Here is a 20,510-nt window from a genome sequence, read left to right as displayed (position 1 = left end):
GACATGGAGCGTTGGCAGTGCTAACGCCCCATCCAGCCCCCGTCGACTACAAGGATTTCACCGTTGACGAAGTCCGACGCTGCAGAAGCCAGAAAGACTACAGGTCCAGCAAAATCACCTGGCGTACCCCAACGGCCCTGGGGTGTTCGTTCCAGGATCGACTTCGACCGAACCGGATCGTCCTGCAGGGCTTGGGTGTTGTCGGTCGCGATGTAGCCGGGGGCGATTGCATTCACGTTCACACCCTGCCCGGCCCACTCATTGGCCAGGGCCTTCGTCAGCTGTCCGATACCACCTTTCGAGGCCGCATATCCGGGAACGGTGATGCCGCCCTGAAACGTCAGCAGCGATGCGGTGAAGATGATCTTCCCCGAGCCGCGCGCCAGCATGTCCTTGCCGATCTCGCGGGACAGAACAAACTGCGAGGACAGGTTGACCTCAATCACTTCGTCCCACCAGTCATCCGGATGTTCGGCAGCAGGTTTGCGTTTGATCGTACCGGCATTGTTGACAAGGATATCAGGAGTTTGTCCGTCGGCTCTCAACTGATCAATGAACCCATGCAACGCGGAGCGGTCCGAGAAGTCGCATTGGTAAGCCCGGAAACTGCGCACCATCGCCGTGACGGCTTTTTCGACCTCTGACCCGGACAGTTCAAGCGAGGCCGACACTCCGATGATATCAGCTCCGGCCGATGCCAATGCCTCGGCCATGCCGCGCCCGATGCCGCGTTTGCACCCGGTCACAAGTGCCGTTTTTCCCGTCAGGTCGAAACTTTGCAAAACACTCATGAACGCGGTCCTACTTCGATCAGGCTTTTCATTGCGGTTGGGCTGCGATCCAGTGCTTCGAACGCGGCCTGAATGTCTGCCAGAGGGCTGACATCAGTGATCACGACATCCGCGTCCACTCCGCCCGAGGCGACAACTGCGATCGCCTTTTCGTAATCCTCCGGCTCATAAACCCGAGCACCGATCAGTTGCAGCTCTCGCCAGAAGAATTGGAACAGGTCGATCTGGGGTTTTTGAGCATGGATCGCGACCATCACGATCCGGGCCCGCGTCGCGGCAACGGCAGTCATCGCATCAACACCGGGCTGCGTTCCCGATACCTCGAAAACTACATCCCCCCCTTTGTCGCCCGTGCGCGCGTTGATTGTGGACACCAGATCGGTCTCGGTTGGGTTGATCGTGTCGAAACCAAGCTTTTCGGCAATGGCCAAGCGGTTTGGGTTCACTTCGGAAATCACGACGTTTCCGCCCGCGTCCCGCGCAACCATGGCAACCAGGATGCCGATCGGGCCGCCGCCGATGACGACGACGTCCTCGCCAGGTTGCAGGCCAGACAAGCGCACATCGTGGCAGGCAACGGCGACCGGCTCGATCAGCGCCGCGTGATCCATGCGCAGGTCATCCGGCAGAACGTGCAACGTATGGGCCGGAACGGTCCAGATCTCTTGCATGGCACCATCGGTATCGAGGCCGAGAAACTTGAGGTTCTGACAGATATGCTGATGCCCCCGTTTGCAGGCCGGGCACTCGCCGCAGTGATCAAGCGGTCGGACGACGACCTTTTGGCCGGGTTTTATCGTATCGACACCCTCGCCCACCGCTTCTACGACACCGGACATCTCATGCCCAATTACCCGGTTCATGCCGACACGGGCATCCATGTTGCCGTGGTAGACGTGCATATCCGTCCCGCAAATCCCGCAATAGGCAACGCGAATGGCGGCCTCGCCGGGGCCCGGTGCCGTCGCCTGAGCCTGTTCCACGGCAAAGCTCTTGTTGCCCCTGTAATACGCCGCAGAGATCGTCTGGGTCGTCATGTATGCATCTCCCTGTGTTCCGCATTCAGTTTGTCCCAGTCGAATTCCACTCCGGTCCCCGGCGTATCCGGGGCCACTGCCAGGCAGTCTTCCACGACCAGCGGACGGGTCGTGTACTGGTCTATCGGGAATGAGTGTACTTCCAGCCAACCCGCATTGGGTTGCGCAGAAACAAGGCTGACGTGCAGCTCCTGCATGCCATGGCTACAAACCGGAATGCCGCGCTGGGCGCTCAGCGCGGCCACGCGCAACCAGCCGGTAATCCCGCCACAGTTTGAGGCATCGGGCTGGATGAAACTCAGCTTCGCATCATCGAAGGCGTACTCGAATTCGTGAATCGTGTGCAGGTTTTCACCCATGGCAAGGGGAACGCCCGTGGCTTCGGCAATTCGGCCATAGCCTTTGTAGTCGTCTGGAATTGTCGGTTCCTCGAACCACAGGATATCGCAGTCGGCGAACCCTCGGGCTGCCACGATGGCCTGCTCGACGCTCATGGAGTAATTCGCGTCGACCATGAAGAACCGGTCCGGCCCCAACATTTCGCGCACCGCCCGGGCCCGCGCCAGATCATCGGCCAGATCCGGTTGACCGACCTTGATCTTGACCGCGTTGAACCCACGCGCAAGGTAGCCTTCGGTCTGGCGCAACAATTTCTCCAACGAGAAATTCAGGTCGATCCCGCCGGCGTAGGCCTTGCACCGTTTGGACGCTCCACCAGCCATTTGCCATAGTGGTGCATTCTGCGTTCGGCCGCGAATGTCCCAAAGGGCAATATCCACGGCCGAGATGGCGAACGATGCGATCCCGCCCCGTGCGACGTAGTGGACATGCCACTGCATGGCATCGTACAGGCTTTCGATCTGTTCGGCGTCTTGTCCAACCAGGAAAGGCGCTAGATCATGCTGGATCATCGCCAAGATGGCATGACCGCCCTTGCCGCCCGTATAGGTATACCCAACCCCCTCAACCCCATCCGACGTTTGGATGGTGACAGTGATCAATTGAAAGAACGTGTGATCCCCATGTTTGGCATCGACCAGGACTTCGGCGAGCGGGACGTTGAACAGCCGCGCTGAAACACTTTCTATGCGATTCACGAACCCAAGACCTTCTGCTGCCTGGCAATAACCCGAGACTGTAAAAGGATGACCACAAAAAGAAAGCCTCCACGTATGACCATCTGCCAATAGGCGCTGAAACTGATGGTCCCCTGACCGTTTTCAAAGTTCAGAACGTTGAAGACCAGCCCCAGCAGCAGCGCGCCGGCCACCGTCGCGGGGATCGACCCCATTCCACCCGTCAACAGAGTGCCGCCCACAACGACGGATGCGATGGCCGACAATTCCCATCCGATGCCCTCAAGGGGTTGTCCGGCTCCAAAGCCCGAGGCCAGAAAGACGCCAGCCAGCCCTGCGCAGCCGCCCGAAAGCAGGTAGACGAAAGCCTTGGCGCGATTCACCTTCAGACCCATGAGGTTCGAGGCATCCTCGCTGCCACCGATCGCCAAGACGGTCCGCCCGATGGTTGTTCTTTCCAGCACCAGCCACAGGACCAGCGTCAGTCCGGCCACTATGACGATTGCCCATGGAAACAGACCAAACGCCTGCCCCATGCCAAGCTTGGTAAAGTTCGACCCCCAATCAACCGAAATTGTCTGGGCGCCCGAAATCACCAATGCGCCGCCTTTTGCGGCAAGCATGGTCGCCAGTGTGGCGATGAAGGGCGGAATCCGAAGGATGATGATGCAAAAGGCGTTGATCGCTCCGAAGCCCACCCCGGCAAGCACGGCCCCCGGCAGCGCAACCTGAATCCCGTATGGGCTGAGATAGGCCGCAACAACCGACGTAAAGGCCGCAACGGATCCAACCGACAGATCAATCCCGCCGGTCATGATCACGAAACACATGCCCAGCGCGATCGCGATGAACATCGCGTTGTAATTCAGGAAAGACGAGAAATTGTAGGCGCTGCCAAAGTTGTCATAGCGCATCAACCCAAACAGGATCAAAGCCAGCAGTGCGATCCACACCGTCACCGAGGCCGAATTGCGCCGCAGGTACTTTCGCAGGTCAAAAGCCGTTTCATCCAACATCGATCAAGCCCTCCGGAACTGCTGGACCCAGACGGCCAGGATAATAATGACCGCTTTGGCGATCAGTGCAACTTCGTCCTCTACCCCGTTGGCCAGCAATGTATATTTGACCAGCTGGATGATCACGGCTCCCAGTATGGCACCAAAGATCGGCGCCCGTCCGCCTTGTAAAAGAGCCCCGCCAACGACAGCGGCCGCGATGGCGTCAAGCTCCATCAGATTGCCGTTGCGCGCGGCGTCCGAGGCCGAGTTGATCGCAACCACGATCAGACCTGCCAAGCCCGCAAGCACCGCGCAGATGACATAGGCCCCGATCTTGACCCGCCGAACGGGACCACCCGCCAGATAGGCCGCGCGTTCATTGCCGCCGATCGCCAGCAGGTAGCGGCCCCAAGTGGTTCTGGTGATAACCCAGAACAGCACACAGGCAATGGCCAGCGCCAGCCAACCCTGGAACGGCAAGCCAAGCACCTTGCCGGTTCCAAGATAACTGAATGAAGGGTTTGAAAATGTCTGCAGGTTGCCATTCGTCAAAACCTGGGCAATACCGCGACCCGAGATAAATAGAATGAGCGTCGCAATAATGGGCTGCACGTTCAACACGGCAACCATCACGCCGTTGAATACCCCGCATAATCCCGCGACGAACAGTGGCAGGACAATGGCCAAAATGACGCCAAGCACCGGATTGGCGGCGCCCAGATCCGACAGAAAGATCAGCGGGGCCAACGCCCCCGCCAGAGCCATGACAGCGCCAACCGACAGATCAATTCCACCCGTGGCGATGACCAGCGTCATACCCATGGCCACGATGGCGATCGTGGCAACCTGGCTGATATTCACGAACAGGGTCTGCAGCTGCAGGAAATTGGGGGTGAAAAACGCGTTGAACACCAGCAGGGCGACCAACGCGGCGATGCCGCCATGAAAGCGGAAGGGCATCGATGCGACCCGTTGCGGCAATTTCATTGCGCGGTCCATGAACCAGTTCCTTCTTCATGATGCGCAAGCGCGCGCACCAGTATATTCTCGGTAATCCCGGGGTTGGTCAGTTCCTTGACCGAGCGCCCCTCGTGCATGACCACGATGCGGTCAGCGCCTTCCACCAGTTCTTCGAATTCCGAACTGATGAGGACAACGCCGAACCCCTTTTCGACATAAGACCGAATGAAAGATTGGATCTCTCGCTTGGCGCCGACATCCACGCCTCGGGTCGGCTCGTCGAGTATCAGGATGTCGGGCTGTGTCGCCAGCCAACGGGCAAGAAGCACCTTCTGCTGGTTGCCGCCGGACAACTCGCGAATGGGTTGGTCCATATGCGCCGCCTTGATGCCCAGGTCGTCGATGAAGGCCTGAACGATCTCGCGCTCGCGGGCAAAGTCGATCTGACCACGGCTGGCCAGTTTCGGCAGCAGGGCCAGCGTCATGTTCTCGCGCACGGACATGTCAGGAATGATCCCTTCGGCCTTGCGATCTTCGGTCAGAAAGCCGACCCCGTTTGCGATCGCGTCACCCGGTCCGGACGGTTGCCCGACCGCACCGTGCAGCTCGATTGCGCCGCTGCGGGCCCCGTCCACACCGAACAACGCGCGCGCAGCCTCTGTCCGGCCAGAGCCCAGAAGCCCGCCCAGCCCAACGATCTCCCCGCGGTGGAGCGTGAGGTCGAAATGCGTCAGTCGCGGGCCTGTCGAGACAGAGACAGCCCGCAAAACGATATCGCCTTTCTTGGCCTTGGCGCCGGCGAAGTCCGTGAGCCCGTCTGCCGCGATCTCGTCCTTGTTGCGGCCCAGCATGTCCGCGATCATTTCCAGTTTGGTCGTGTCCTGCACGTTGCGCGTGCTGACTGTGCGGCCGTCTCGCATCGTTGTGACCCGGTCGCAGATCTGGAACAGCTCATCGAGAAAATGCGAGACATACAGGACGGAAACGCCCTGTTTCTTTAACTCGCGCACCACACCGAACAGAACCTTGACCTCGCTGGCATCCAATGACGAGGTGGGTTCGTCCATGATGACCAGCTTTGCGTCCAATGACACAGCCCGCGCAATCGCAACCAACTGCTGGATCGCCGTCGAGAAATTTCCCAGCGGCTCGGTCACGTCGATATCTATGCCAAAGCGCGCAAGAACCTCGCGTGCGCGCCTGTTGCCTTCGCGCCAGTCGACCAGAAAGCCAAGACGTTTGGGCTCGTACCCCATGATGATGTTCTCGGTCACTGACCGCAGCGGCACCAGGTTGAGCTCTTGATAGATCGTGGCAATTCCGGATTCCTGCGCTTCGCGCGGAGTGGAGATGCGGCTCGGCACACCCGCCAGATGCACGTCGCCGGCATCCCGGTCGTAAACTCCGGTCAGGACCTTGATCATCGTCGATTTGCCGGCACCGTTCTGACCGATCAGCGCATGAACCTCGCCCGGTGCGATCTCCAGGCTGGCCTGGCTGAGTGCCGGTACGCCGGCAAAGGACTTTTCAATTCCCGACATCGAGACGAGCGCATTCATGAGATGTCTTCCTCCGATTGCTTGCAGGCGGCGCCGACCACAGGCCAGCACCACCCACCAGGGAGAATCAATAGGCTTCGTCGATGTGATCGGCCGCGTTGTCCTTGGTAAAGATGCGATCTTCGACTTTCACCCATTCCGGGATCGCCTCGCCAGCCGCGTATTTCTTCATGACTTCACAGGCCAGTGGGCCGAAGAAAGGCGAGCTTTCGACGGTGACGCCCATCTTGCCGTCGATGATGGCTTGAAGCGCATCGCGTGTCCCGTCGATCGAAACGATAGTCACGTCCTCGCCGGGTTTGCGGCCGGCCAGCTCCAGAGCCTGGATCGCGCCAATCGCCATCTCGTCATTGTGGGCGTAGACCACGTTCACGTCAGGATGCGCCTGCAGCAGGGTTTCCATCACCTGACGACCCAGGTCGCGTGCAAAGTCCCCGGTCTGAGAGGCCACGATCTCAAAGCGGTCATCCGCTGCGATCGCGTCGTCGAAGCCCTTTTTGCGGTCATTTGCAGGCGAGGACCCTGTCGTGCCTTCCAACTGGACGATGATGCCTTTGTCGCCCTCGAAATTCTCCATCAGCCATTGCGCGGCCCGGTTGCCCTGATCAATGAAGTCCGATCCCAGGAAGGCCACGAAATGTTCGCCCGGCTTGGCGACGGCTGGATCAACCGAGCGGTCCACCAGAAAGGTCGGAATGCCGGCGGCACGGGCCTTCATAACGGCCGGGATCAGCGGCTTTTCTTCCCGCGGTGGCAGGAACAGGACGTCGATGCCTTGGGCGATCATGCTGTCCACATCCGCAACCTGCTTGGCCGCAGATCCCGCCGCATCCGTCGCGATAAGATCCCAGCCGCAGGCCTCGGCCGTGTCATGGAACGATTTCGTCTCGGCAATACGCCAGGGATTGTTCGACTCCATCTGTGCAAAGCCGACCTTGTAGCGATCTTTCTGCTCAAGCGGCGGCAGATCCTGCGCCATCGCCGTGGTGCCCAACAGCGCACCTGCGACAACCGTCGAGATCAAAAGGGTTCTGCGTTTCATGGTTATTCCTCCTCCATTGGTGCGGTCGCCTCCGTTTTGACCGCGAGTTTTCAGGTCATGCCCAATTCATGTAAGTCGTCTGTTTCCTCAGATAGCCATCGAAGCCATAGGCGCCGTCTTCGCCCCCAACCCCGGACAGCCCCCAACCAGTGTGAAACCCCTGCACGGCCTCGCCATTCGAACGGTTCAGGTACAGTTCGCCGAACTTCAAACGGCTCGGGGCCTCCATCAATCGACGGTGCGATGCCGTAAAGAGATAGGCGGACAGCCCGAAAGACGTGTCATTCGCAAAGGCTATCGCCTGATCAAAATCATCGACTCGCATGGCTGTCGCCACGGGACCAAAGACCTCCTCCTGCATCGCGGCATTGCCGTTGTCGGAGACCTCGAGAACGGTCGGGGACATCCAGTGCCCTTTGCCGTGCGCGCCGTCCGTCAAAGGCCCACCTTCGAGATGCACCGTAGCACCCTCTACGATGCTGCGTTGGATGATTTCGGCGACCTTGGTCACTTCGACCTTGCTGACTTTGGGCCCCAGGTCGCAGTCCTCCATCGGATCCCCGATCGACAATGCGCGGGCTGCTGACACGAATTTTTCCAAGAACTGGTCCGCTATATCGCGATGCAGATACATACGCTCGTTGCAGGTGCAAATCTGACCGCAATTGGCAAACCGGGCGGCAATGGCGGCCGAAACGGCGGCGTCAACATCCGCATCCTCCATCACGATGAACGGAGCCTTGCCCCCAAGCTCGAGTCGGACAACCTTGATCCGGTCGGCCGCTGTGCGAAAAATCTCTTTCCCGGCGCGCGTGCTGCCGGTCATCGTGATCAGCGACGTATCGGGGTGTTCAACCAACCGCTGCCCGACCACCGGCCCTTTCCCCGTCAGAACATTCAGAACGCCGGGCGGAAAGCCGACCTTGTCCGCAAGCTCGGCGACCGCGAGACCGGACAGCGGCGTGATTTCATGCCCCAACAAAACAACGGTGTTGCCCGCGACCAGCGCTGGCCCGATTTTTCTGGCGGCCAATGCCAAGGGATAGTTCCAGGCCGTCAGCGCAACGACAACACCATAGGGATGGCGCCGAATCTGGATTTCTTCGGACCTGTTGTCCGAGGCCACTATGTCACCCGAAATCCGTCGGGCCTCTTCTGCTGCATGGCAAAGAAAGGTGACGGCGGCATCCACTTCACCTCGAGCTTGCGAGATCGGCTTGCCCTGCTCGGCTGTGATCAAAGCAGCCAGACGCGCGGCGTCGGCCCGGATGGCCTCGGCGAGCCCTCGGACCATTTGCGCCCGCTCGATCGCCGGGCGCGCAGACCACGCGCAAAAAGCCCGGCGGGCCGCCTCGACCGCCGCATCGGCATGCATGGCACCACCATCTGGAACCTGCGCTACGATCTCTTCATTTGCAGGGTTTTCGACATCTACCGTGTCCGCGTCAAAGTCGGCAAAGCGGCCATCGATGAACATCGAATGACGAACGACTTGACCCAACTCCCCCACTACAGACCGCAATTTCGCCTCCCGCGCTTGCTCGGCCAGACCACAATGGCGACCGCACCGCCGATCAAAACACTAATAATATTATTTCGTCAACACTAATATTAATTATCATCCACTAATATTAGTTGCACGCCCTCCGCATAGTCGATAAAAAGGATGCGAACAAAAAGGTTGAGCGATGAACGATCAAGCGAACAAAGCCGGGCAGCACAGGGGCGTAGGACGAGTCGCGGGCCGGCAGCGCGTAACGATGCACGACATTGCGCGGGTCGCCGGGTGTTCGCAGACGACAGTATCGCTGGTTCTCAACAAGAATGATTCCGTCAAGATCTCCGAGGATACCAAGCAACGGGTCCTGGATGCCGCCAACACGCTTGGATACGCCATGCCCTCTCAACTCAGGACACCCCAGGACAGCGCGCGCCGGCCCGCCGCGCTGGACGGAACCATCGCTTTCGTCGTGGATGATCTGGCGTCGAGCCCCGAAATGGTGAACGCGTTCAACGGCGTGAAACAGGCCGTTCGGGACACCGGAAATCTTGTGTTGCTGGCCGAAACCCAAAACGACCCCGAGGTCGAGCCCAGAACGCTGAGGTATTTCCTCGACCAACAGGTTGCAGGCGTCATCTACGCGACCGTTTTCACGCGGCGGGTGGTCGTGCCGGAAATCCTCAGGCAGACGGCCACCCCGGTTCTGCTGTTGAACTGCTTCTGCGACGACCTCTCTTTTCCTGCGGTGATCCCCGGCGAAGTCGCTGCGGGACATACGGCGACCAACGCCCTGATCAAGGCCGGGCACAAACGAATTGCCACCATCACCGGCGAGCCGTTTATGGAATGCGCCGCCGGGCGTACGACCGGGTACAGAAACGCTCTGGCTTCCGCCGACATCCCATTTGACGAGGATTTGGTCATCGAAGGCAACTGGCTGCCCAGCGCAGGCTACGCCGCCACGCGGGAATTGATGGACCTGCCCTCACCGCCAACCGCCATTTTCTGCCAGAATGACCGCATGGCGATCGGGTGCTATGAGGCGCTCAAGGAACTTGGCCTGTCCATCCCCGAGGACATTTCGGTCATTGGATTTGACGATGACGAAACCGCGCGACACCTGTCGCCGCCCCTGACGTCGATGATCCTTCCTACCCGGGCGATGGGACGCTGGGTCGTCGAACAGCTGTTCCATGGACCGACGGACGGTCAGCGGCATCCACTCGTGAAGCTTGAATGTGAACTGGTCGAGCGTGACTCGATCAGCGAGCCCAAACGCCGGACCTGAAGGCGAAATCATGACGGAAACCTTCGATCACATCGTCATCGGCGGCGGCTCGGCCGGCGCCGCGGCAGCAGCGCGGCTGGTCAACAAAGGCAAGTGCAGGGTTCTGGTGCTGGAGGCGGGGCATTCCCATCGCCATCCGCTGCTGGACATGCCGCCGGGTATCTTCAAGATGATCAACGGGTCCAAGTTCATGACCTACCACCAGACCGAACCGCAGGACCATCTGGACGGTCGGGTGCATGACATTCCGCAGGCCAACGTGCTGGGCGGCGGGTCGTCCGTAAATGCGCAGGTCTATATGCGTGGCCGGCCTTCTGACTATGATTCGTGGGACGACCTGCTGCGACAGACCAACGACGGGGTCGGCTGGGGGTGGGACGATGTGCTGCCTTATTTCCGCAGGATGGAAGGCAACAACAGGCTTCACAACGACCTGCATGGCAGCGACGGTCCGGTGCAGGTCTCGGATCCGGGGCATATCGATGACATGTCCCGTTGGTTCGTTCAGTCGGTGCAGGCCCTTGGCGAACCATTCAACACGGACTTCAACGGCGCAACGCAGCGCGGTGTCGGGTTCTATCAATTCACCAATCGCGCCGGAAAGCGCAGCTCGTCAGCTTACGCCTTCCTCGCCCCACTCGAGACGAACCGGAACTTGACCATCCGGCTTGGCGCAAAAGTCAGCAAAATCATCATCGAAAACGACCGGGCCGTCGGCGTGCAGTATCGCGACAAACGCGGGTCCCACACCGTCCGGTGTGATGGTGAGGTTGTGCTTGCGGCTGGCGCCCTGGTCACACCGAAAATTCTAATGCTGTCGGGAATCGGACCGGATGCGCATCTTGCCGAACACGATATTCCCGTGGTCTGCCCATTGCCCGGGGTTGGCCAAAACCTGGTCGACCACCCCGAGGTTCCGATCACCGCCTTTGCCAACGGCCCTTACGGATATTTCAAGCAAGGTGAGGGCTGGCGGATGCTGCGCAACGGCATCCAGTTCAAGCTGTTCGGCAGCGGCCCGGTGACTTCGGCCGGGGTAGAAGCCGGCGCGTTCGTCAATCCGTCGAACCCAGATGGAGAACCGACCATCCAGGCCTTTTGCGTTCCCATCGTCTACCTGGATCGCGACGCGCTTGACGAGGTGCAGGATGACTTTGGCCTGACCGTCACGACCGTCGTGGTCAAACCGAAATCACGCGGAGAGGTTCGGCTTCGCTCGGCAGAACCCGACGCCATGCCAGTGGTTTCGCCGAACCTCCTAAAACATGAAGACGATATGCAGGAGATGATCCGGGGGCAGCGGTTCTTTCGTCGAGCATTCACCTCGGGCCCGCTTGCGCAAAGGATCCGCGAAATCGTCATTCCGTCCGCGGACGACGACCAGACGCTGCGAGCACATTGCAAACGGTTCGTGAAAACCAACTATCACCCGGTGGGAACTGCCAGAATGGGCCGGGACGGTGATGAAATGGCCGTGCTGGACCCCAGAATGCGCGTGCGCGGAATCGAGGGCTTGCGGGTGTGCGACATGTCCGCCGTGCCGGACATCAACGCAGGCAACACAAACGCACCCGCCATGATGCTGGGCGAACGATGCGCTGACCTGATCCTTGGCATTGGATCAGCACGCGAGGGCCGCAATTCCTAGCCCAAGCTGCGGAGCCACTGTCGGTTGATCCGATTTCCGGCGCAATTATATGCCCCCTGCCCGGCCCGTCTCGCCAAAAAACAGATTACGTGGCCTCAAGGCGTCAAGATAATCGCAGCCCGAGGCAAGGGCGCTCGCGGAAAGCGCCTTACAGAAAGTCGTCCCGCCTGGGCGTGAAACAATCGATCAACTCTCCGGCCGCCAGGCAAACACAACCATGGCTTACGCCGGACGGAATGATCAGGCTGTCGCCAGGCCCCAGCTCTCGCTCCTGATCTCCGATGACGAAATTGAACCGCCCGGACCGCACAAATGTCGACTGCACATGCGGGTGGTCGTGCAGCGCGCCTTCGGCACCTTCTTCAAACCGAAAGGACACCATCATGAGGTCTTCGTGAGCTGCCAAAACCTGGCGCGAGACGCCGGGCGCGGGCGACACAATCGGATAGCTTTTTGTCATGATGCAGTGTCCTCGGTCAGGCGGCGGCGTTCATTTCACTCGAAATACTCGGCATGTTTCGCATGAACCTCTTCGATGGTCTTGTCGATACGGCCCAGATGACGGCGAATGGTTTCGCTCGCCTTCGCCTCGTCGCGGTCTGCAAGCGCCTTGGCCAGTGCCACATGATCCCGAACCAGAGTCTCGGCCTCGCTCTCGCGTCCAAGGCTCAGAACGCACAGGCGGTCGATCTTTCTTTTGCATTCCTGAATCGTGTCGAAGGCCAGCGGGTTGCCGCTCAACTCGCAAATCAACCGGTGAAAGTCGTAATCGAGTTGATGAAACTCTTCGGCATCGTTCCTTGAAACCACGTCTTTCTGCCGCTTGAGATTGTCTTCCAGCAGCTTCGAGTATTCGGGCTTCCAAACCTGGCACGCAGCGCGCACCACCTCCAACTCGACGGCCAGGCGAACAAAGCGTGCATGACCGATCCGTTCCATTGAAAAGCTACGGACCCGGGTGGCTTTCTGAGGACGGATCAGCAGCAAATCCTGCGCCTCGAGCCTGTTGAAAGCATCGCGGACCGGCTGCCTGGACACCTCAAACTTCTTTGCGATGTCTGCTTCGGACAGTTTCGTCCCCGGCAGGATTTCAAGCGAAACGATCGCCTCGTACAGGCTCTCATAAACGATGTCGGTGGTTGTGCGCCGCTCGATCTTGTCCGTAATACTTTGCATTTCCTGCCTTTTTCTGCGCGTGACCAACTCGGGTGGTTTTCCGTGGCTCGAGACCCCTCCCTCGATACTCCTCAATGTAACTCCAGCCAATTGATTTGGCACGCGCCGTGCGATGCCCTTTGCGATCCTCAAACAAAGTTGTTGACAATACTAGTATCCTAGTCGACTAAAATATGCAACACTGCTTCACGCCCGTTCGAACTCAAAAATTGGAACGGGCGCGCCAACAGGCTGACCGGGGATCCAAAGGGACAAGAGAATGACCGAATTGAACGCTGAACAGATTGGCCGGAACCGGGACCTTGCAGGGAAGGTTGCGATCGTGACCGGCGGCGGACGGGACATCGGCCGTGCCTGCGTTCTGAAACTGGCCGAGGCCGGAGCATCGGTCGCAATCAACTATCACAGCTCATCCACGGGTGCAGAGTCTGCGGTCCAGGAGATTACGGCTGCCGGCGGTCAGGCGATTGCCGTACAGGGCGACATGACCTCTGGCGCAGATGTGGACAGGCTGGTCTCAGAAACGATTGCCGCCTTCGGGCCCCGGATCGACATTCTTGTCCACGTGACCGGAGGGTTGGTGGCCCGAAAGACCCTGTCCGAGATGGACATGGACCATTGGCGTTACGTTATGGACCTGAACACCACTTCTTTTGCCCGTGCCGTTCAGTCGGTGTTGCCGCACATGAAAAAAGGTGGTGCGATCGTCGGGTTTGCCAGTCAGGCGGGTCGTGACGGGGGTGGTCCCGGCGCGGTTGCCTATGCGGCCTCGAAGGGGGCGGTCATGACGATGACACGTGGGCTGGCCAAGGAACTGGGCCCCGACATCCGGGTCAATTCGGTTTGCCCGGGCATGATCGACACAGATTTCCACAATGTCTTCACCAAAACCGAAGTCCGAACCAACGTGGCCAGCGCCACACCGCTGAAACGCGAAGGAACGTCAGAGGATGTGGCAAACCTCGTCGCGTTTCTGGCCTCGGACGCCGCCGCATTCATTTCGGGCGCGAACATCGACATCAACGGAGGCCTGCTCTTTTCATAGCCGGCTTCGACCGATCACCAAAAACATCTGTCTGCTTCTAGGGAGGAAAGCATGAACACCAAACTTACAAAAACACTGATTGGCGCCGCAGCCATGATCGTCATGACCGGCAGCGCATCTTTGGCCGAGGATTGGCGCGGGTGGAACATCCACGCGGACGGCTACCCGAATACTGTCGCGATGGACAAATTCGCCGAACTGGTCACCGAAAAGACCGGCGGTGAAATCAACCTGCAAATGTTCCACGGCGGCACATTGGGCAGCCAGCCCGATGCGGTCGAACAGGTCCGCGCTGGCGCTCTGGAGGTCGGAAATTTCAACCTGGGTCCGATCGGACCGATTGTGGCCGAGGCAAATGTCGTTTCATTGCCCTTCATCTTCAAGGACGTCCCTCACATGTTCCGCGTTCTGGACAGCGAGGGCGGTGCCGCGATCGCGGCCGGTATGGCAGCCAAGGGTTTGACCCCGCTTGCCTGGTATGACGCCGGCGCCCGATCCTTCTACAACGGGACCAAGCCGATCAATACCCCGGCCGATGTCCAGGGCATGAAAGTGCGGGTCATGAACAACGATCTGTTCACCGGCATGATTGCCGAACTTGGCGGCAACCCGTCGCCCATGGCTTTCGCCGAGGTCTATCAGGCCCTGAAGACCGGGGTCGTCGATGGCGCCGAGAACAACTGGCCGTCCTACGAGTCGACCGGCCATTTCGAGGTTGCCGGCTATTACTCGCTGTCCCAGCACCTGATCATCCCTGAATGCGTGTGCGTCAACACCGACAAATTCAACGCCTTGTCGCCTGAACTGCAGGCCGCAGTCAGAGAGGCGGCGCAAGAGTCCGCCGAGTTGCAGCGGCAATTGTGGGCTGAGCGTGAAGCGGCCAGCCGCGCGGCGGTCGAGGCTGCGGGTGTGGTAGTGAACGAAGTGGCCGACAAAGCGCCGTTCCAGGCCGCGATGGCCCCGGTCTACGAGGCCTATTTCGCAACCAACCCTGACCTCCGCCCGTTGGTTGAAACCATCCAGGCGACCGAGTGATCGGACCGTATCGGATCTGATACCGTCCGGCCCTGCCAATGCGGGGCCGGACATCTGATCAAGAGTTTCAGGCTTATGAGCAATACATCTACGCCCCCGTCCTCAGTGCGCACTATGGTCAGGATCCTCGACCGCATCGCCGATGCATGCCGGATCGTGACCGGTGTCGCGCTGGTCGTGGTCACCATCATATTCGGCTGGCTCGTCTTCGGCCGCTACGTCCTGAACGCAACGCCAACGTGGGTCGAGCAGGTCGCCCTGTTGCTGGTCATGACGATCGCGTTCATCGGCGCGGCGGTTGGTGTGCACGACAACACGCATTTGTCCGTGTCCCTCGTGCGCTCGGCCGTTCCGCGGCGAGTCAGGACGGCTCTGGTCGTTTGCACGGATGTGATCATGGCCGGATTCGGTGCTCTGATGCTGGTGTTCGGGGCGCGGCTTACGATGTTCAAATGGGGGTCGCTCATTCCCTTGATCCAGGTTCCCGAAGGCTTGCGGTCATTGCCCCTGACCATTGGCGGGGGCCTTATCCTTGTGTTTTCCGTTGGTCACCTGATCCGCCTCTGCGTCGGTTTTGACGAGCGAAAAGACAGCATCGAATAGAGGCGGATCATGGGAATTCTTCTTTTGCTTGGCGTCTTCGCCCTGTGTGTACTGATCGGAACACCCGTGGCCTTCGCCTTGGGCATTGCCGCCATCTCGGCCTTCTGGTTCGAAGGTTTGCCGCTGATGATCGGGTTCCAGCGGATCATCTCGGGCATCAACGTTTTCTCGTTGATGGCAATCCCGTTTTTCATCTTCGCCGGTGAACTGATGTTCCACGGCGGGATCGCCATGCGTCTGGTGCGGTTCGCGTCAGCCGCGGTCGGCGCCGTTCGTGGGGGCTTGGGCATCGTGAATGTGTTTTCGTCGATGTTGTTTGGTGGGATTTCCGGATCGGCCATTGCTGATATCTCTGCACTGGGTTCCATCCTGGTTCCCGTGATGAAAGAAAAAGGCTACGACGCGGACTATGCGGTCAATGTGACGGTCACGTCGTCGATCGCAGGGATCATCATCCCTCCCAGCCACAACATGATCATCTTCGCCATTGCAGCGGGGGGCGGCATTTCGATCTCGAAGCTTTTCCTTGCGGGCGTAGTTCCGGGCGTGTTGATGTGCCTCTGCCTAGCCGTCGCCGCGTATCTTGTTGCGGTGCGCCGAGGGTATCAGGCCGAAACCTTTCCGGGCTGGAAGGCTCTGGTCATCAGCTTTCTCAGCGCGATCCCCGGGCTGCTGACTGCCGTGATCATCGTCGGAGGTGTCCTGTCAGGCATCTTCACGGTCACTGAATCCGGGGCGTTCGGCGCAATCTATGCCTTTGTCGTCACGCTCGTGGTCTACCGGAGTATCACTTGGGACAAGTTCTGCATCGCGGTTGCGTCGGCCGTACGCACGACGGCCATGGTCATGATCCTGATCGCCTGCGCGGGTGCCTTTGCCTATATGCTGACCTTCTACAGAGTGCCGGACAAAACGGTGGATCTTCTGACAGGCCTGACGGAAAACCCGATCCTTATCCTGCTGATGATCAATGCGGTCTTGTTGCTTCTGGGCATGATCATGGACATGGCGGCCCTGATCCTGATCTGCACGCCGATCTTCCTGCCGGTTGCCAACAGCCTTGGCATTGATCCCCTGCAGTTCGGAATGATCTTGCTGGTGAATCTGGGCCTGGGACTGTGCACCCCTCCGGTTGGCTCCTGCCTGTTTGTCGGCTGCGCCGTTGGCAAACTGCCGATGGAAAAGGCGGTTCGGACGATATGGCCCTTTTACCTGGCAATTCTGGTCGCTCTGATGCTGATCACCTTTGTGCCCGCGATCTCGCTGACCCTGCCAGGGTTGCTTGGTTAGAAGCGGCGAGCAGGCAAAAATTCGGGCGCAACCTGTGTAAGGTTGCGCCCATTTCCAACTCTGGCGGCAACGGCAGAAACACCTGCGGTCGGTGCCGGAAGCCAAGCGTCAAAGGCGCCGCCACACGGTGATACCAGTACAAACGCCGTTGGATCCCTGCTTTAGGCGTCCCTGACCACATTATGCTCGGACATCGCGCCAGGAACGGTAACGTTTCGTCCATCGCTTCGCCCGCATCTGATTTCGCATCAGCGCGAGAAATGCCGAGTGAGGTACTTTCGGTGGCTTGCCATTTGCCAGTCGTTCAAGCTGGAAATACGCCAGCACCATCGAGGCGAACCCCGCCAGCCTTTTGTTTTTCCAAGACACTTCCGGGATATTGACCGACTCTGATTTGCCATTCCGCCAGTTTTCGACAAGATCAGGTTCAAACGCCATCGCGCGAGCCACTCCCAGAACCGAGACGCCAATCCCGCCCCGGTTGTTGGCCAATGCATCCTCGGCAACAGCCCGAGAGCGAATGCCGCCGGTCACCATGATCGGCATTTTCGCGTCAGCAGCGATCTCCCGCGCGAAGTCTACAAAATAGGCTTCGCGCCGGGCCGTGCTGGAGCCATCCTCCTGCCTGCCCTGCATGGCCGGACTCTCATAGGAACCGCCGGACAATTCGACCAGATCAATAGCCATATCGCCAAGTTGGTTGACCACCCATTTGGCATCATCCTGCCCAAACCCACCTTTCTGAAAATCAGCCGAGTTCAGCTTCACCGAAACGGTGAAACTCTTGGACACGCTGGCACGGATCGCGCGAACGACCTCAAACAGAAAACGCGCCCTATTCTCCAAAGTGCCGCCCCAATGGTCGGTACGGCGATTGGTCAAGGGCGATAGAAACTGGCTGATAAGATAGCCGTGGGCGGCATGTATCTGAACGCCGTCAAATCCTGCTTCTTCGGGTAACGCGGCTGTTCGAGCAAAACGGGCAACCAGGTCTTGAATTTCGGCCTCGGTCAGGGCCCGCGGCGGGTTGAAGTTTTTGGACATGCCGGGGATCTCGACCGGAACGTCGGAGGCCGACACCGTTTCCTCTCCGAGGCTCGCCAGGACCTGACGACCGGGATGATTGATCTGCATCCAGATTGCTCCGCCGCGCATCTGCCCTGCCTCGGCCCATTCCCGGAAAGGCGCAAGATCAGTTCCGTCTTCCAGAACCACGCTGGCGGGGCCGGACAGCGCATCAGCCGAGACCATTACATTTCCAGTGATCAACAGGCCCGCGCCGCCCGCGGCCCAGCGGCGGTAAAGCCGGTGAATTTTCTCGTCTGGCACCTGCCCGAAAGCCGCCAGACTTTCTTCCATTGCAGCTTTTGCCAGACGGTTTCTGAGAACCGCGCCATTTGGCAATGTGAGCGGTTCGAACAGCGGTGAAACAGTCATCTTGGGATCCTTTTCTTCTCGATCCCAGGTGATATAAACCTTCGACAATGGTTGAAGGTCAAGGGCATGAAGATCGGAAAATTGGCAGAAGCCACGGGCGTGTCAGCGTCAAGCATTCGGTTCTACGAAAAACACGGCCTGATCCCACCGCCCGAGCGTCTGGAGAACGGTTATCGCGACTATCCCGACGCAATGATTTCTCGTATCAAAACCATCGCAATGAGCAAGTCGCTTGGCTTTTCTCTGTCGGAAATCAAGCGCTTCCTTCCGGAAGACCCGGAAAACACTATCCCGCGGCCCGAGGTGATCGCGAACCTAAAAAGCAAGTTGGCCGATGTGGATCAAAAGATCAAAGACCTGCACGGGATTCGCCGCGACCTGGACCAGATGATCGCCTATCTGAGTGACCCTGAGTCAAATGGCTGCTGAGGGTCTGGCAGCCTGAAACCTGCGCCCTGCGGGAGCACAAGACTTCGCTCCTCAGGCTTCGTATGCCGGAAGCTTTGACAGGGCGACCTTCAGCGCATCGCCCCACCCTTCGGATATGGTCCGAAAGTACTGATCGTCAGGCTCGAACCTTGAACGCGTGCCGGCCGTAAGGCTGTCTTCCTCATAAAGCAGCAGATCAAGCGGTGCACCGACGGACAAATTGGCCTTGATCGTTGAATCGAAACTGACCAGCAACAGCTTTACCGTTTCGGAAAAGCTCATGTCCGGATCAAACGCACGTACCAGTATGGGGCGGCCGTACTTCGTCTCACCGATCTGAAAGAACGGGGTATCCTCACCGGCCTCGATGAAATTGCCCTCGGGATAGATCAGAAACAGGCGCGACGGGCCGCCTTTGATCTGCCCCCCCAGGATCAGGGTCGCGTGAAAGGCGCTGTCTGCCTGTTGGCCCGCTCGGGAATGCCCCTCGATGACGTCGTTCAGCGTCGCCGCAACCAATTGGGCGACCTGAAACATCGTCGGCGCTTCAAGGATCGACGGCGACCGGTCTTCCGGTGCTTTTGTACGTTCTTCCAGCAGGCTTATGGTGGCTTGGGTGGTCGCCAAATTGCCAGCCGTCAACAAGGTGATCGAACGGTCGCCTTCGACGGTCCAATTGAACATCTTGTTGAAGGTGGACACGTTGTCGACACCTGCATTCGTGCGCGTGTCCGACATGAAAACCAGTCCGCGGTTCAGCCGCATGCCCACAGCATAGGTCATCAGGTTCTCCGTTACTGCTGTGCGACCTGCAATTGAACCGTCAACTGCTCGCCCGCTGCCCCAATTCTGTTTCCTATTACCGGGGCCGCCTGGGCATAGTCCAGACCGGTTGCGACACGCACGTATCTGTCATCGGGTGAAATCCCGTTGGACACGTCGAATCCAACCCAGCCAAGCCCGTCCAAATGAACCTCGGCCCACGCGTGAGTGGCATCCTGCAATTCGGTTTCGTTCATCATCAGGTAACCCGAGACGTAGCGGGCCGGCACACCGATCTTCCGCGCACAGGTGATGAACACATGCGCATGGTCCTGGCACACGCCGCGCCCGGCCTTGAGAGCGTCTTCTGCCCTCCAGTCCGGGTGCGAGCCTCCCACTTCGTAGGAGACCTGAGCCCGAACGCTTTCGGACAGGGCATGCATCCGCTCAAGCGGCTCACCATCCGGCAAAGCGGCAATCACGTCTGCAACACCCTTGCCCGGCGTTGTCAAAGGCGTGCTCCGCTGAAAAAGCCACAACGGCGTCGAGCCCTCGTGACGTCCCAACACACCATGCGTGTCTTCAACCTCGACAACACCTTCGGAGATTAATGAGATGCTTTGGGTATTCGCTTCGAAACTGATCAGTTCCACCGTGTTGCGATGGTAGTCCTCAAAGCTCAGCTCCTTGCGCCCCCCGGTCACTTCGGTGCTCCAAGAGAGGATATTCTGATTGCGGAAGGATTTGGGAGTTTTTCTCAGCTGCTGCAGGCCAAAGGGAACCGGCGCGTCGAAATCGTATCGTGTCTCGTGGCGAATATGCAGTTTCATTGG

20 protein-coding genes are annotated in these 20,510 nt (G+C 59.2%); 7 read left to right on the top strand and 13 right to left on the bottom strand.

Features of this window, described 5'->3' with window-relative positions:
- Positions 1 to 20 precede the first annotated feature (20 nt).
- The 8 genes from ACR0NY_RS00410 to ACR0NY_RS00375 all read right to left on the bottom strand — a co-directional run bounded on the left by ACR0NY_RS00410 (position 21) and on the right by ACR0NY_RS00375 (position 8,985).
- The gene (locus ACR0NY_RS00410; protein WP_170368249.1) at positions 21 to 791 is read right to left on the bottom strand and encodes an SDR family oxidoreductase; all 771 of its coding nucleotides are present in this window, start codon (positions 789 to 791) and stop codon (positions 21 to 23) included.
- Positions 788 to 1,828 carry a zinc-dependent alcohol dehydrogenase gene (locus ACR0NY_RS00405; protein WP_170368248.1) on the bottom strand — a complete coding sequence of 347 codons (1,041 nt, stop codon included), beginning with the start codon at positions 1,826 to 1,828 and terminating at the stop codon, positions 788 to 790. The genes ACR0NY_RS00410 and ACR0NY_RS00405 overlap by 4 nt, the downstream gene beginning before the upstream one ends.
- Positions 1,825 to 2,925 (bottom strand): mandelate racemase/muconate lactonizing enzyme family protein, encoded by a 1,101-nt coding sequence (locus ACR0NY_RS00400; RefSeq protein ID WP_170368247.1) that lies wholly within the window; start codon positions 2,923 to 2,925, stop codon positions 1,825 to 1,827. The genes ACR0NY_RS00405 and ACR0NY_RS00400 overlap by 4 nt, the downstream gene beginning before the upstream one ends.
- Entirely contained in the window at positions 2,922 to 3,920 is a 999-nt protein-coding gene (locus tag ACR0NY_RS00395; RefSeq protein WP_142634806.1) for an ABC transporter permease, read from the bottom strand. Before ACR0NY_RS00395 ends, ACR0NY_RS00400 begins: the two co-directional genes overlap by 4 nt.
- A 3-nt stretch (positions 3,921 to 3,923) precedes the next feature.
- A complete protein-coding gene (locus tag ACR0NY_RS00390; RefSeq protein ID WP_170339251.1) occupies positions 3,924 to 4,901 on the bottom strand; it encodes an ABC transporter permease in 978 nt (325 codons plus the stop codon).
- Positions 4,886 to 6,421: a sugar ABC transporter ATP-binding protein gene (locus ACR0NY_RS00385; RefSeq protein WP_254432858.1), complete on the bottom strand. Its 1,536-nt coding sequence runs from the start codon at positions 6,419 to 6,421 to the stop codon at positions 4,886 to 4,888. Before ACR0NY_RS00385 ends, ACR0NY_RS00390 begins: the two co-directional genes overlap by 16 nt.
- A 67-nt stretch (positions 6,422 to 6,488) precedes the next feature.
- Positions 6,489 to 7,463, bottom strand: coding sequence for an ABC transporter substrate-binding protein (locus ACR0NY_RS00380; protein WP_170363761.1), 975 nt, complete (start codon positions 7,461 to 7,463; stop codon positions 6,489 to 6,491).
- Between the two features lie 55 nt (positions 7,464 to 7,518).
- Positions 7,519 to 8,985 (bottom strand): aldehyde dehydrogenase family protein, encoded by a 1,467-nt coding sequence (locus ACR0NY_RS00375; RefSeq protein ID WP_217354837.1) that lies wholly within the window; start codon positions 8,983 to 8,985, stop codon positions 7,519 to 7,521.
- Positions 8,986 to 9,151: 166 nt separating this feature from the next.
- Here ACR0NY_RS00375 and ACR0NY_RS00370 point away from each other — a divergent pair, with 166 nt between their 5' ends.
- Together ACR0NY_RS00370 and ACR0NY_RS00365 are read left to right on the top strand one after the other, a co-directional pair.
- Positions 9,152 to 10,252 carry a LacI family DNA-binding transcriptional regulator gene (locus tag ACR0NY_RS00370; RefSeq protein ID WP_254432857.1) on the top strand — a complete coding sequence of 367 codons (1,101 nt, stop codon included), beginning with the start codon at positions 9,152 to 9,154 and terminating at the stop codon, positions 10,250 to 10,252.
- Positions 10,253 to 10,262: 10 nt separating this feature from the next.
- Positions 10,263 to 11,900, top strand: coding sequence for a GMC family oxidoreductase (locus ACR0NY_RS00365; protein WP_170368246.1), 1,638 nt, complete (start codon positions 10,263 to 10,265; stop codon positions 11,898 to 11,900).
- A gap of 148 nt (positions 11,901 to 12,048) precedes the next feature.
- On the opposite strand, the gene ACR0NY_RS00360 is transcribed toward ACR0NY_RS00365, so the two are convergent.
- Together ACR0NY_RS00360 and ACR0NY_RS00355 are read right to left on the bottom strand one after the other, a co-directional pair.
- Positions 12,049 to 12,360: a cupin domain-containing protein gene (locus ACR0NY_RS00360; RefSeq protein ID WP_170368245.1), complete on the bottom strand. Its 312-nt coding sequence runs from the start codon at positions 12,358 to 12,360 to the stop codon at positions 12,049 to 12,051.
- A gap of 35 nt (positions 12,361 to 12,395) precedes the next feature.
- Entirely contained in the window at positions 12,396 to 13,076 is a 681-nt protein-coding gene (locus ACR0NY_RS00355; protein ID WP_170368244.1) for a GntR family transcriptional regulator, read from the bottom strand.
- Between the two features lie 259 nt (positions 13,077 to 13,335).
- Between ACR0NY_RS00355 and ACR0NY_RS00350 the strand changes: the two genes are divergently transcribed.
- The 4 genes from ACR0NY_RS00350 to ACR0NY_RS00335 all read left to right on the top strand — a co-directional run bounded on the left by ACR0NY_RS00350 (position 13,336) and on the right by ACR0NY_RS00335 (position 17,049).
- On the top strand, positions 13,336 to 14,121 hold the full coding sequence (locus ACR0NY_RS00350) for an SDR family NAD(P)-dependent oxidoreductase (protein ID WP_170368243.1): 786 nt from the start codon (positions 13,336 to 13,338) through the stop codon (positions 14,119 to 14,121).
- Between the two features lie 51 nt (positions 14,122 to 14,172).
- On the top strand, positions 14,173 to 15,156 hold the full coding sequence (locus ACR0NY_RS00345) for a TRAP transporter substrate-binding protein (RefSeq protein WP_170339260.1): 984 nt from the start codon (positions 14,173 to 14,175) through the stop codon (positions 15,154 to 15,156).
- Positions 15,157 to 15,231: 75 nt separating this feature from the next.
- Positions 15,232 to 15,759: a TRAP transporter small permease gene (locus ACR0NY_RS00340; RefSeq protein ID WP_170339262.1), complete on the top strand. Its 528-nt coding sequence runs from the start codon at positions 15,232 to 15,234 to the stop codon at positions 15,757 to 15,759.
- Positions 15,760 to 15,768: 9 nt separating this feature from the next.
- Complete coding sequence (locus ACR0NY_RS00335) at positions 15,769 to 17,049, top strand: TRAP transporter large permease (protein ID WP_170339264.1); 1,281 nt, start codon at positions 15,769 to 15,771, stop codon at positions 17,047 to 17,049.
- A 180-nt stretch (positions 17,050 to 17,229) separates the two neighbouring features.
- Here the strand turns inward: ACR0NY_RS00335 and ACR0NY_RS00330 are convergent, their stop codons facing one another.
- Positions 17,230 to 18,486: an NADH:flavin oxidoreductase/NADH oxidase family protein gene (locus ACR0NY_RS00330; RefSeq protein ID WP_170368242.1), complete on the bottom strand. Its 1,257-nt coding sequence runs from the start codon at positions 18,484 to 18,486 to the stop codon at positions 17,230 to 17,232.
- A gap of 66 nt (positions 18,487 to 18,552) precedes the next feature.
- Between ACR0NY_RS00330 and ACR0NY_RS00325 the strand changes: the two genes are divergently transcribed.
- Positions 18,553 to 18,915: a MerR family transcriptional regulator gene (locus tag ACR0NY_RS00325; protein ID WP_170368241.1), complete on the top strand. Its 363-nt coding sequence runs from the start codon at positions 18,553 to 18,555 to the stop codon at positions 18,913 to 18,915.
- Positions 18,916 to 18,966: 51 nt separating this feature from the next.
- On the opposite strand, the gene ACR0NY_RS00320 is transcribed toward ACR0NY_RS00325, so the two are convergent.
- Both ACR0NY_RS00320 and ACR0NY_RS00315 read right to left on the bottom strand, forming a co-directional pair.
- Positions 18,967 to 19,698, bottom strand: a complete 732-nt coding sequence (locus ACR0NY_RS00320) for a proteasome-type protease (protein ID WP_170339269.1) — start codon at positions 19,696 to 19,698, stop codon at positions 18,967 to 18,969.
- Between the two features lie 11 nt (positions 19,699 to 19,709).
- Complete coding sequence (locus tag ACR0NY_RS00315) at positions 19,710 to 20,507, bottom strand: transglutaminase family protein (protein ID WP_170363772.1); 798 nt, start codon at positions 20,505 to 20,507, stop codon at positions 19,710 to 19,712.
- Positions 20,508 to 20,510: the final 3 nt, after the last annotated feature.

This window comes from Ruegeria sp. BJ5 (genome assembly GCF_056537865.1).
Note: the sequence above shows the minus strand (reverse complement) of the source record. Positions and strands in the feature narration are given on the sequence as shown.